This is a genomic window from Pseudomonas sp. R84 (assembly GCF_009834515.1).
Taxonomy (GTDB): domain Bacteria; phylum Pseudomonadota; class Gammaproteobacteria; order Pseudomonadales; family Pseudomonadaceae; genus Aquipseudomonas.
This window is the reverse complement of sequence record NZ_CP019426.1, coordinates 3370561-3384322: the sequence shown is the minus strand read 5'-3', so window position 1 is coordinate 3384322 and position 13762 is coordinate 3370561. Positions and strand designations below refer to the sequence as shown.

At 53.7% G+C, this 13762-nt stretch carries 8 protein-coding genes; all 8 read right to left on the bottom strand.

The features are described from left to right. Positions 1–2 precede the first annotated feature (2 nt). The 8 genes from PspR84_RS14950 to PspR84_RS14915 all read right to left on the bottom strand — a co-directional run bounded on the left by PspR84_RS14950 (position 3) and on the right by PspR84_RS14915 (position 13731). Positions 3–2264: a hypothetical protein gene (locus tag PspR84_RS14950; RefSeq protein WP_174244454.1), complete on the bottom strand. Its 2262-nt coding sequence runs from the start codon at positions 2262–2264 to the stop codon at positions 3–5. A gap of 672 nt (positions 2265–2936) precedes the next feature. Beyond that, complete coding sequence (locus PspR84_RS14945) at positions 2937–4673, bottom strand: GTPase (protein ID WP_160057869.1); 1737 nt, start codon at positions 4671–4673, stop codon at positions 2937–2939. Next, entirely contained in the window at positions 4666–8526 is a 3861-nt protein-coding gene (locus PspR84_RS14940) for a GTPase (RefSeq protein WP_160057868.1), read from the bottom strand. The genes PspR84_RS14945 and PspR84_RS14940 overlap by 8 nt, the downstream gene beginning before the upstream one ends. Before the next feature lie 409 nt (positions 8527–8935). Beyond that, positions 8936–10831: a caspase family protein gene (locus tag PspR84_RS14935; RefSeq protein ID WP_160057867.1), complete on the bottom strand. Its 1896-nt coding sequence runs from the start codon at positions 10829–10831 to the stop codon at positions 8936–8938. Continuing rightward, positions 10831–11451: a hypothetical protein gene (locus PspR84_RS14930; protein ID WP_160057866.1), complete on the bottom strand. Its 621-nt coding sequence runs from the start codon at positions 11449–11451 to the stop codon at positions 10831–10833. The genes PspR84_RS14935 and PspR84_RS14930 overlap by 1 nt, the downstream gene beginning before the upstream one ends. A 129-nt stretch (positions 11452–11580) precedes the next feature. Beyond that, complete coding sequence (locus PspR84_RS14925) at positions 11581–12009, bottom strand: hypothetical protein (protein ID WP_160057865.1); 429 nt, start codon at positions 12007–12009, stop codon at positions 11581–11583. 108 nt (positions 12010–12117) lie between these two features. Next, entirely contained in the window at positions 12118–12483 is a 366-nt protein-coding gene (locus PspR84_RS14920; protein WP_238785109.1) for a topoisomerase DNA-binding C4 zinc finger domain-containing protein, read from the bottom strand. Between the two features lie 27 nt (positions 12484–12510). Continuing rightward, complete coding sequence (locus PspR84_RS14915; protein ID WP_160057864.1) at positions 12511–13731, bottom strand: hypothetical protein; 1221 nt, start codon at positions 13729–13731, stop codon at positions 12511–12513. Positions 13732–13762 lie beyond the last annotated feature (31 nt).

Sequence of the window (13762 nt, the reverse complement as noted above, 5' to 3'; positions counted from 1 at the left end):
GTCTACCGCCAGAATCTGGTCGAGCCGGAGTGAGCCAGGTCGTCGGCCATTTCTTTGACCTTGCGCAGCGACATTCCCAACCCAGCATGTTTGAGAGTGGTAAGGAGCAATGTGAAGACCTCCTGAAGTCGAGGACTGTCTTCACCGCGCAACTTGGGGAGTATTTTTGAATAAATGGCATGGTCGAGTGCTCGTGAGAACTCGATGACACCACCCGCCTGTGTTTGCTGCAAATAGCCGATCACGTCGTTGAGCGTGCGCCACCCGAAATGCAGTCGGGCTGGCCGAAGCACATCCATGAGTGAGGACATGAGATTTCTAACGAGCGCGATCTGTTCATCCTCAAGCGAGCTCTTCTGCCAGCCAGGAAATGCTTTGACCTCAATGTCCCAAAATTCGATCACTGAGGCTCGATCCAGCACCTTGTCGCTCAATCCATGAGTGGTCTCGTCCATGTTCACGGTGCCGATGATCACGAGGTTGCTGGGATACGGAATACCCGGAGGAACACCATCAATCTCGTCGACTTGACCGTGAAAAACAATTGTTTCGCCAGTCTCCATCGCTGAAAGCAGCGGCGCCAGATATTGTTCCGGATGAGAGAGGTTCATTTCATCAAGAACCAAGGTGTAAGGCTTCGTCGGGTTGGCGCTTGCCTGCAGGAGGAAATCCAGAACACCAGTACGCACATACGCGTCTGACTCTAGCGGATTAACGTAGCCCAGCAGACTCGTGTAATCGTGCCAGCCTGGCTGGACAGGCACGATCAGCAATCCTTCGCTTGGCTCGCGATCGTCCTGCCACAGGCTCAGCGCATAGTTACGGGCAAGTTGCGTTTTTCCCGCACCGCTCAAGCCTGTGAGCACTGCGAAATGACGCCTCGGATGCCCCCACAATCCAGCATCAAGTTGTCCGATCAGCTCTTCTGGAAAGCGAAACTCTTGATCAAATCGGGCAATCACGGCGCCTAGCTTCGGCCTCTCAATTTCGATATCGAGCTGTAATGAGGGTACTTGAGCCAAGGACGGGCTGATACCTGGAATGCTCGGAAGGCCCTTAGGCTCCCAGTGAATACGATTAACCCACTGCTTACCCCTTTCGGTGAGGCTGAGCATTTTCTCGGAGATCGTGACCAGTTCAAGGTACCTGAACCAACCAATAATCGCTGATGGGGCGAAATCAGTCGTCCATCCAGGGTTTGCCTTTCTGAGTGTGAGGATGGCATCACGGTTGGATAACGGTGTGTCACGCAATGCCGATAGCAAATAGTCAAACCCCAAGATGCGGGTGATCATCCAGTCAATGACCTCATCTGGATCACCCGACTCCAGGAATGCCTCGCCGCGGGGTGTCAATTGCAGGTTATTTGCGGTGGCACGCAGCACGCCCCATTCGGCGATCAGAGCATTCAGCTGAGTGTTGCAACTCGACGTTTTTGATTGAGGGCTGATCGATTGCAAGTGTTGGATGAAGTCTTCACGAGTGCATCCATCCTTTGCAAAGTCGATCATGCTTTGAATGGTGGCCGTGCCTCCGCCAATCGCCAGCAGACCGCGCCTCCTCCTCTCAGGAGGCAAGGGCTTGAGTACTTCGTCACCTGTCTCCAGATCGGATACTTCGGTGGCTTCGCCTTCTGGAATCTGAACATAGTTGACGAACAGCAGCCAAGGCAGCGTCAAGCGTGAGACCCCCTCCCTGGAATAGACGTCAGCCACCTCACCCAGCACATCATCTAACCGGTTCAATACGAGTTGGTGCAGATGACGCCTCTGACCGCTCAGTGGAATCCCCAAGGCATGAGCCAGCTCGCGCAGTTTCCGATGATGCGCTATCGACGTGAAAGCACCTGGACAAAGCAACGCGAAGACGCGGTACATTTTGAGTCGAGGGTTTCTTTTGGTCAGCCCAGCAACCGCGGATGCAATTTGAGACCAAGCGTCAGCAATGAGCATCTCATTCTCAATAGGATCCAGGGTCTGCGCGTACTTTTGCTTCAGTTTCCAGAGGCTTTCTGCGATTGCCGAATTTTCGGCGACCGCAGAAATGTTGATGCGCCCCATGCCTGTTGCCGAAACAGCCTCAGTGTCCCAGAGCGCCAGTTGGAAGTCCTTGCTTAGGAACTCTTCATGAGACACATCCCTGACACGCACCAACCATTTCTGGAATTCGGTGATCCAGCTTTGATTGCCCGCCAAGGACATCACCTGCTCCTGGAGGCTAATACATGCAGCCCTGAGCTGTTCGTCATCCTTAAGATCCAGCAAGTCCATTCTCCACCAGTGATATTTACAGATGGCGAGATAATGTCATCACTGAGAGGCGGATGCCAGATTCGGCCACTGCATCAAGAGAAGGCAAAAAACAGAATTTTCGCAGGCCCTGCACTGAGTAAGTCGTCGCTGGGGGGAGATCACCAGCAGTTGCCGCTAAACGTAATGACCTTTCAGAAAATGGCGTTCCCCGACCAAATCTGCTGATTTGCTTTGTCAGCGAATGAGCAAGGTGGGTTGAAGGTCGAACGTCGCCACATACCGCCGTTGAAATCTACCCGGTCGGATCGAGTGCTCTATTTGGTTGGAGAAGCAGCAGGGATCCTAGCTGTAGCGGGACGTTTTCGACGTCGCGAATGCAGATGTTTCGACTAGGGGTACGCAGCAGCTAGGCTCCTATTACCAATAGTGACTGTCGCCGCCCACTTAACGAAGCTGGGTAAGCGAATAAGAATCAAGGACTATACGCCTCATCGAGGCCGGCTCATCTGGTGTCTCTGCCCTCTGCATGATAGTGCGCTAGCTCACCAAAACTACAGAAGTGCAGGGGCATTCTCAACGCTATGCCGCGTTACCATCCAGCGCCACACAATCTGAGCACGAATGATCAGGGGTTTAGGCCCGGATCGGCTGGTGCGTTGCGTTGCGTATACGACGATATTGGGGTCAGTCGAGCAAAGCTGTAAGCCCTGTCAGAAAGGTTTCAGCCTGTAGGCGCTGATCCAGCACTGCCTGCTTAGCTTCGACGCACTCCTGCTGACGTGCCAGCAATTGTTGATCCAAGGCGCGGCTTGAATCCGTGTACAAGCGCAAAGCCTGCTCCCGAATAACACCTATATTCTTATCAAGCTGTCTTTGGAGCGACTCGCGCTTTTGGATTCCCGCTTCAATCTGCTGTTGACTTAAATGCTGCTGCAGGAGGTCAGTGCCCAAAGACGCCAGTTCTGTGACAAGCGGGGCCAATGCAGTTATCGCCGAAGTCCAGCGCACGTAGCTGCTGGCCTTTTCCATTGCCTCCTTTGACTTAAAGATTTTGGCGATTGCGTCCTTCAATTCGTCCCCGGTCAAACCGACAAGCTCCCCGAGTTTGACACGCGCCTCCTCGATTGACATTCCAATGTCAGACTCAGCTAACTTTTTTAGAGACTGGCCGAGCACAGGAAGGAAACCGAACAAGCGCTTGCTGTGCTGGGAGAAAGACCCCGACTCAGCCCCGTCTTTATTGGAAGCTTGGGCCGCAAACCCCTCCTTATTTAACAGGCCGCCGATGTCCAACCGGCTATTGGACTCACGGATCTCAAGTTCTATTTCCTGCGCGAGTCTCTGCAGTGTTGAGATGCTGTCCGTCGCCCACAGCCCGATCGTTTCAGCAAGCGTAACCTCCAATTGCTCCAGCACCCTGTCAATGTCCTCCAGATCTACCTGTGCGGTGGGGCGAAGCGCTTCTTCGATCCGACCTCTCAAGTCCATCTCAGCGTGGGCCGCTTGGTTTTGTAGCCTTTGGCTAAACAACGCGTACCGTTGCGTGTCATTGTCAAACCGCTCGGCTTGCAACTTCAGAACACCCGACTGGGCCCGCACCGCCTCTTCCAGCTCTGCGGCTATCGAATACACAAAACGCAGTCCCGAGAGCTCGCGTAAGTGTGGCTTGTCTTTTTCCAAGCTATGGAGCGTCGTTTCAAGAGCGGCAATTCCATCCCAGTCCCGGCCAATGTCATACATGCTTCTATCTGGATCAGACATGTTGCCAACCATTTGATATGGGTCGGCCACGACGCAATGAACCACCGCAACGTTTTTTACCAAGTCATCCTTGGAGAGCATATTGGCAAACTCTTGCAGCTTTTTCTCCACCTGGCCTGCATAGCCATCCGGACTGTCGCTGGGATCCACCCCTGCTTCGTCCATGCGGGAGATGACAGCAACGGTCACGCCTTTCAGCGCGGTAGCTGGTAGTTTCGGGTGAAAGAACCTACCACTGATCAGTGAGACATAATCAGAATGGCCAGAAGTAACGAGTTGCGGTGGCATTACCCAGATGTAGGCGTCAGCAAGCTGCAGTGTCTTGCGGGTTATCGTGTCATGCTCAGCGTTACCGCTTCCCAAGCCAGGCGTATCAATAAAGGTGATGAAACCTGCGCGGGTCTCTGCACTTTCGAACGTTTCACGTCGAGCACTGATCACAACCCAATCAGGCACCGGGCTATCGGAATCGACCAACAACCGCTTCAACAAGCTACTTTTGCCAGCATCGTAAGCACCGAAGATGACGAATCGGGCGGTAGGTATTTCGGCAATCTTCAGCCACTGGTCGCGGTACTTCGCCACCACATCCGTGCTCGGGGCGTAACTCAGTAGGTGTTGCCAGATTCGGTCGATCAGGTGTGCTGTCGAGTTACTCAAGTTCGTCTCCATTCTTACCTAAAAGTATCAAGCCCCTGCTGCATAGGCTTCGATACACATCAACACGTTCTGAAGTCGTTTCATACTGCTGGCTGAGTATCAAAATATCGCGCCCCAACGCCTCGTCGCAATCTCGGAACCTGCCGACAAGCTCATCCTTTCCTCTTATGAGCCCTGGAGCGTCGTCTGTACCCTCGGTCAAGATTTCAATCAACTGATCCGAGGATTTATTCAGCGAGTCGGCCAGTGCTTTCCGGGCGGCTTCGCGCTCTGCGACTCGCTTCTCGTCCACAAAAATGAAGGCAAAGTCCACCACAACTCCGATCACTGCAATCACCGCCCCCGCTTTGGCGAAGGTTTTGGCCAGCTTTACTGCGCCCCATGGTCGGAACTTGAAACCAAGCGATTTGCCAATGCTGTAAACGACATCCCGGGTAGCGCCGCCAAATGAACGTCCGACTTTATCGAAGATCTCAAACGCCCACCCCTTACCCTTGGCATCGTTAATTTTTTCGCCTTTAGGCTGTTCGCGTTTGAAGGCATGCCGAAAAGTGACAGATTCTATCCGACGAGAAATACGTTCATTCGATAAATGCTGCCATCGCTCCAGATCCTTACTGAACATTGTCTGCCAGTCGGTAATATCCGCTTCAAGCTCCAGGTCGCTCCACCAGTTTTGCAGTTGTTCTGCTTTTGCTTTCAGCTTGACTGGATCACGCTCCGAAAGCATCGATTGCTTAAGCGCGTTCGCCTTGTTGTGCACAAGAGATCGGAGCCTGAACCGATAATTCTCACCAAGCCGATCGCCTTGGTCGATGCATTCCAGGAGGAGCAGCTTGAGTTGTTCGAGCTCTGTAGTTTGCCTGCGCATCTGTTGCAGCTCGGATCGCAACACCAGTATTTGTTGCCACAACCGATGGATGCCTCCGTGCAGGATCGAATGGGCTATGCCCGACACCGACAAACCTTGTCGCAATGCACGAAGCTCCACCATAAAAGGCGTGAAACCATCCCAGTTTCGATAGGGATCAAAAGCTGACGCGTCTGCGTCACTGCGGTCACCGACGAGCCCATAGGGATCGCTCGACATGAAAAATATCTGCCTTTCATCAACATCGATAGAGCGCGACGCCAGCGCCTGTCGCAGTTCTACACCTTTGCGCTCTACCAATTTCAGATAGACGTCAGGAGAAAGCTCCGGGTCGACCCCCAGTTCGTCTGAGCGGTTGACGATGAAGTACGTGCTGTCTCGTTTATCAACGATGCCCTTGCCGTAGTCGCCAGAAGTGACCGTACGCAACGGTGAATCATCCCCCACTATCAAGTTGGGTTGCAGGAGGAAAATGACGATGCTGGCGTCAGCCAACGCGGCCCAAGCTTCTTGAGTATGCACATGGTGGCTGCTTTGGAAGCCAGGACTGTCAATAAGGTCGACACCGTCAATGTCGTACGTGTTCGAAACGTCCGTCAATGGCTTGCCAGCCACCTTGAGCGTATCCGGCACTGGTAGGCCTGCATCTAGCAGCAGCCGCTTGATGAAGCTGGATTTGCCGGTGTTGTAGTCGCCTATAACATGAATGCGCGGCCTGCCTGCCCGCGAGTAATCCACGAGGGCTTTCAGAACGTCTTCGCCCCCTAGGTAACGCGCACAAGCTTGCTGCGCGTCGTTGAGCCACCCCAGGGAGTCTGAAAGGGTGAGATCGCGGGTAAATCGACTAAGGAAGCCGCGCATGCCCAGAAACAGTTTCTCGAATACGTTGAGGTCGTAAGTTCTGGTTCTTCCAGCGATTGAGCCTCCCTGAGTCAGCGTCAGGCCGTGCGGATCCTCAATCCAATCCTCACCTAACCAGTAAAGCGCGCCAGCATTAGGACGTTGGCTGAACATCTCCCGCTCGCGATTTTGGGCGATCTCCCATACCAGCAGCTGTGCGTTGCGTGAGACATCAAGAGAGCCAGATTGCTCGTTAATGGTCTCTATGACTGTCGCGCATCTCTGCGCGACCCGGCGCAACGAAAGCGCGCTACGAACAGCTGGAAACAACAGATCGCGTGTAGCACTCAGTAGGACGAGTTCCGATTGTGCAAGCACCTCTTCCCTTACACCACTATATGCCTTGTATATGAGCTGATGCAGCTCGGCCGTGGCCCGCCGCCTTCCCTCCAGATGCTCACGCTCTGCCTGATCTCGCGCCTTCTGCCCTCCCCAACCGAAGAAGCTAGCGGCGACAGCGCCAGCAAGACCTATGGCAGCCGCTGCACCGGCTGCCCACCCGAAAGGATTCCAAGCGTTGATGGCCGCAAAGCTTCCTAATGCGCCAATTGCACCGGCCAGTATCCCGCCCCCCTTTATCGCCCAGGCGCTGTACTTCCAACCACTGCCCGCATCACCATCGATCGTGCATCCTTGAAGCTGAATATCCATTTCCAGCTTGGCATCACTGAGTGTCAGTCGCGCTTTAGCTTGAAGAAACTGCAAGCCGCGCACCAGCACGGACTGCGCTTGCTCGATAATTTCTTTTTCATCGAAACACTCTGCCCTGACGTCGTCCGAAGACAGCTTTTCACGACGTTCGAATGCAGCGCGGACAATGCGATCGGCTTTACTGAGCGAAGCGTGACATAGGTTGCCCAACGTGGTGCCAAGCATGAGTGAGATTTGCTGAGCGTATTCCCCCTCCTGCGACGCCTGGAACCTTCCGCCTCTGATCTGTTCAAGTTCAGTCAACAAGTCCATGTCATCAACTGCCAGAGTTTTTCTACTATCCGAGTCATCTAAAGCTGGATAGCCCACGAGCGCCAGCATCGGTTCAAGCATGTTTCTCTCTAGTGACTCGGCACCCAGACTGGACTCATGCCTAATTTCATCGATAGCACGCCTCAAACTGCTAAAAACACCCCTTAGCTGGTCATTCAGGGAGCCAAGCCGAATATCAACCGCGGCATCGGTGATCACCGACACCAACAGGTCTTCGAGACGCGGATAATTAGACCATTGCTCCAAACTGTCACAGCTGTACAGATCCCTCTGTTTGGTCAGGCTTTCAAGATCAGGGCCTTCAAATGGCATTGACGCCCGAGCGAAGACAGCACGCTTGGAGCTGACCGCAACAACCGGTACGTCATTCACGCCGAGACGCGACAGTTCATCTCGAATATTGGTCGCATGCTCGCTGACTGCTCGTGAAAGATTACCGCGGGCCATTGGTGCGGACACGCGGCTCGGCATTCTCCACATAGCGTTTCGCGGGTTGACTACTGCGATGACTGGTTTGCGATACTCGCTGACCCACGCGGCAAACTTGGCAAACTCATCTGCCTGCTGGCTTTGGCTGTCAAAGCAGACCAGAACAAAATCGGCGACCTCCACTGCCTTACGGGCCCGCGCTTCAAGATCTAGGCGCGAGTTATTCCGTCCCCACCCGTTGATGCCCGGCGTGTCGTAGATCAAGCATGCATTCCAGGCGAGTGGTTGAACGTCCGTTGTCCAGTCACTTTCACCTTGGGAAACAATTGATCCGTTACCTCGGGTGAATGCTGTGATCAGCGAGCTCTTTCCCGCCCCCGTACGACCAAAAAGCACGATATTGAACGTGCTCAGTGCATTTCGTTGGCGCTCAACGAGATCCAGGATCAATCCGCGCTTTTCGTTCAGAATGTCAGCTAACGTCTGGGCTGCGTCGCCTTCAGCGTCCGGTACTCGCTGGGACAGCGCAAAGTCTGCCGTCTTACTCATCTGGGCCAATACAGAAGCAACACGCCTGCTGAGCTTGCTCACCTCGTCCTGGCTTTTCGCGACCGCATCTGCGGTCGCCTTGGATAATGCGTCTTCCAATGCCTCATTTGGTTTGCTCATGGCTATACCTCCGCCTTCAATGCCCAGAAACAACTGAGTGCGGATTTGATAGGGTTAAGCTGGGAATAATTTATCCGATGCGGAAATTGAACGCGGCCGGAGATACACCGGGCAGTACAAGCCATTCACTCACTTCCTTGTCGAAATGCGCTTAAGCCCAAGAGGCTAACGAGGTAATTGGCAGAATGATAGCGTCTACCCCACGCTGCGGGATAGCCATAGATATTCTCATTCGCGAGTTAGCGAGCACTCTAACCTTCGCGTTCGGCGCGATGGATCCCTACCGTTATCCCAAGTTTCGGATCTTCAGGGATGACCCGCTCAGGGGCTGATGTGAGATTGCTAGTTTATTCACTGAGGCTGGCCAAGATACACAATCGAGTGGTCGCCACGGCCGCCGGTTGCTGCCTCAATCGCTGAGGAGAAACCAGGGCACCCTATCCGGAAAGATTAGCGACGCGCATAGCGCGCCGATTCGCGTAGAAGGATGGCACAGCGATGTGTCGTTTTCCATTTGCGGGATGCACGCAGTCTTCCAACGCTTAGCAACATCTGCCACCGTCCAAACCTTGTGGCCGATCTGGAAAACATGGTTTATCCCGTTAGGAACGAATGGCTGGCTGAACTCTAGGTAGCTTTGCGGGATGAAGATATTAAGGTGCGCGTGATCGAGACTCGCCAGGTTGTAGTCCAATTCCTCTTCCAGCGAATGTCGCTCACTTATTAGAAAGACAAGCGCTAGTGTCTCAGAAGGCGAGTTGCAAAAGCGTTTCAAAGCAGCCGAGTCCTTATCCGCGCGTGCCTTGAGATATGCACAGACATCCTTCGCCGGCAACAAGGGCCTGGCAAGCCGGCCCTCATGCTCCACGAGAGCGTTGATTAGCGTGCTCACGACCAGCTCGCCAAAGCCATTCAGGTCATCGGTTTTGATGGCTGTAAGGAACGAGGCCCAGTACGGCGCTTCGTCTTCGCTCATGCCAGCACACACACTGGCGTAGTGCTCCATCAGAAAAACGCTGAGTTGCTCCAGTGCCTCCCTGAGTGGAGCGTCACTGATGCCAAGCTCCCGAGCCAGATGCACCGCTGCGCCGGCCCATCCCAATATCCGCGATATGCGCTGCGGAAGGTAGAACAGATCTGGAATGCCATGACGGCACAACGAGCTGGGATTTTCTCGAAGTCCTTGGAGGATATCGCGGAGCAGCTGCTCAACCTCCCCTACGATTCCGTGCGCAAGCCAGGCTATGCAGTCGCGCGAGGTGGTGTCCTGATGCGACGTAGAAAGGAGCAGAGCTATGCACGTAGCGCGCAGCTCCACTCGTGAGAAGCTATTAGCGTGACGCCCTGTGCTCTTCTCCAATGATTGCCAGATCCCGCCAATGAACGCCCCAACTGAGTTGGGTATGTCGGCCAATCGATCAACGAACTTGGTGAGGACAGGAAAAAGCTTTTCCGGAGTGAGCTCGTGTTCCGGAGCGAACATGAGCGTGTAGAGCTCGGCAGAGTGACTGCTGATGGCTTGTCCAGCTAGGGATGCGGGTGATATCCCCGTAAGCCCTAGCAAAGAGGATGTTGGATTGTCAGTAGCATGCGGATTGCCAAACAGCGGCATATGACCGTAGAGGTTGACGCCCCATACGGACGGCATTTGCCCTCCGTGGGTCTGCTCTGCCACGTATTGCGCTGCGGGTCGGCCGATATCCACCAGATCAAGCATCCTCGCCCGAGAACCCGTATCGATCTCTCCAGACAGCACTTTCAGCAATGCTAGGGTGCCATACCCACCACGACTGGTCTCGCCCGCGTACTGATCAGCCGCAGACGATACAAAAAATGAAACGCCGAATGTCTTGGCCTTACCAATCACTTCGGGTTTTAGCAGGATGCCCAAATTGGAAACCATACCGCCTGCATTGCAGGCATCGATGATAACGTTACAGTGCGCTGCTTTGAGCTCGTTGAAGTACTCGAACAAACGACTGAGCGCAAAACCAGTGGTTGAAAGGCGATCAGCTCGGGTATCGCTCAGGCAAAGAAAATAACTTTCATTGGCTTCTCCGCCGTGGCCTGCAAAAAAGAGCGTGAAACTCTCGATTTCATCGTACCTATCTTGAATATCAAGCAGCGTAGCATCCAGCTGATGCCGGGCCGGAGAGTCAAGCAAATAGGCGTCCGCTGGGTTAATATTGCTCAATGACCCCGTGGAAAGCGCGGTATGGATAGCAAGCGCGTCACGCTCGGCTCCAGACAGCTTATTGAGAGACTGATAATCGTCACAACCGATGCACAGCAAAACCTTGGACATCACTGCTCCCTGCTACGAAATTTGGATTTTCGCGTGGCTTCCTCTGACAACGCTTGGGCTGTTTTAAGCTTCATGACCTCGTCTACCCTCGCCAGCAGTTCAGGTTCCTGGAGCGAAGGATCAGAATGGAGACTATCAGCAAGGCTAGGGTGCATGCGAAACTCTGGAAGCGATACTTGCCCATCCCGACCCACCGAGTATTCGACTTGCTCAATGGCTTTGAGCATCTGCTCCCCCAAGCTCCCTGTAGAGCCATCTATGACGTTGCCGCTCTCTTCGCACGTATCGGAAATCATCTGGTAAAACGCTTTGGCAAAGCTGTTCGCCATGCCGTTAGAAATTTCATCTACCGTGCGCTCAATGACGTCTAGGCGGCCCTCCATGATGTCCTCAAATCGCAACCTTGTTTCATGCTCAATGGTCTGCATCTGGTCGACGCGGTCAGGAGCGTAGCTGTGATGTGACTGCCACGATCCTCCGTGGCTGAAGCGCTGGACTTCATCGCCACCACCCAACTGTTTGCGTTCTAGATCGAGCTTTTCCCCGGTGGCTTTCATGAACGCTTTCATGACGAGATCCGCCTGCGCATCAAACGGGAAAGGATGGGCTTTATACCTCATGTCTCACTCCTAATTGATCAACCTAGGCCCGCCCAGCGAGCTTATTTCGCACCACCGCAAGTTCTACCTCAGAGCTAGCGCGATCGCCGCCGAATCAAGGATCAGAAACGCCGCTGGCGCCTGGATGAGTCAATTGACGACTACGCTCTCCGAGCTTGTTGTGCCGGCCTGTGCCGAGATTTTGCTGTGGTTCTCTAGCAACACTTTTCCACGTTCACATGCCTCTCGCTCATGGCGCGACATACTTTCAATGATTTCCACTACCGCGATCTCCGGGTCTTCCTTCACCCGATAGGTAAGATGATCCGCCAGCAGTGCATGGATCTCTTGTTGAAGCTCCGCGTAGAAAGCCGCGCGGTGACCAGCAGAGCTGAGCGTGATGAGCCGGAGCGTTTTGTTATGTGCAAATACCGAGACTGGCTGACTGTCGTTCAGGCAGCCCAGCGAGCACAGGGTCAACGCTGTTCTGATCAGTTTTTCACCCCGCTCGGGCGTGTCGCAGGGTCGGCTGAAATAACGTTTTACAACCGCTTTGGACGTCTCGATTCTCGCTAGCATGGTCGGCCTCGAACTAAATAGTAACGCCGATTATTGAGCCGCAACTTTTTACGTTCTACAAGCCAAATAGGGGGGGCGGAATTCTTTCATCGGCAGGCCCTTTAACGACTAAGAAAGAGCATATGGGCGTGGTTTAAATGTTGCCTGCCTTACGCTCTTTTTCGTGGGCTTCGCCGGCTTGTACTTGCAGCGAGGAAACGCTGAACAGGATTTGAAATCACCAAACTTACCGGTGCGATGAAGCACGACACCATGCTGGCAGACCGGACAACGCTCCTCTTCGATTGGCTCGCCTTTCATATCCGTGACCGTCACCACCCCGTCCTTCACCAACTCCGTCAGAAATGGCGAATTTCGGGCTGATACGGTAAACATCGCGACAGACCGGCGCGCCCGCGTCAAAGGGACGTAGAACAGGCGGCGCTCCTCACTGTGCAGGTAAGTGTCACCTTCCGGCATCACCAAGCTGAACACAGGATCATCCCCTTTGGCGCTCGGGAATCAGGTACCCGCCACACGCTCGAATATTGCTCCGACCCCATCACGACTTTGGAATATCACCTGGCTAGCTGAAACTACCTTTCCGTCTCCGGAGCTTTTCGCATTGTCAGGGGGCGGGGCCAGCATCGCCGGGGTCTCAGCAACTGCCGGAGCGTTATCAGAAACCAGGTTTTCTAAGGCCTCCTCCAGCACGTCGAGCCTACAGAACGGCTGCATTGTCCAAGCACCTTGATCGCCCAAATCGACAATTCGTCGTTTGCCTGTGTACACGGAACCTAGATCATCGATATCTACTGCACTTCGCCGAGCAGCATCCATTTCGGCTCTCGCTAGCCCCAGAGGGCCACCAATGAAATGGTTGGCCATAGCGTTTAAACCTAAGAGATAGAAAGCGTTGGTGAAATTGATTTTCTGAACAGTTTTTATCGCTTTGCTGGTAGTGCTCACTCGGCTCGAATGCCCAGTGCCCGGAGGAAGAGAAGAGCCTATAAATCGTCCGTGCGCGGTTACTAGGCCGACACCATTCGGATTTGCCAACGAGGCCGCGATAATGCGCCCCTCGGTAGCCGTGCCACCGCCAGCTAACGTTACTAGTCTGTTTGAGTAGATTTGACGCTTCCACTCATTCTTGGCGATCTGTTGCACTTCCTGCATCGTTCGAGCAGAACCCTTAGCATCGACTAAACATACGTTGCTCGAGGAAGCAAACACAAAGTCAGGCGCGGGTGCTTTGGCTTTGGCTTTCACTTTGGCTGAGACGGTAGTTTTCGACGTCGATGCTGAGGAGCTTGTGGTCGAAACTGCAGGAGTTGTACAGTCCTCCCAATGACCGCACCATGCATATCCTTGATCTTGCATCTCCAAGTAAGCCAAGGCTGCACCGATTGTTCCTTTTATACTTGAGCCGATGAAGTCTTTGGTATAGTTAAAATTGTGATGAAGGAAAATATTATTAGTTGCCTTTGCGCCCGGACTGTAGAGATTAGTTGTCAGATAGCATAAAGCAGCTGCGCCCAGCCCTCGTCCAGCCAGTTGCCCTCTTAGTCCGATTTTTTGCCCGAGGATTGACGCGCGGGTTGACGCATAAATAAAAAGCGATGGATCAATAGCTAGCGGTGGCCCACCTGGAATAACGGGTTTATCCCATGATGCCTTCGTTCGGACTTGTTTCAATTTGTAAAGTTCGTAACGTGGAACATCCTTAATTCCGTGAAACCACATCGGGCCGTCTCCATTCGCTTGTACATGATGA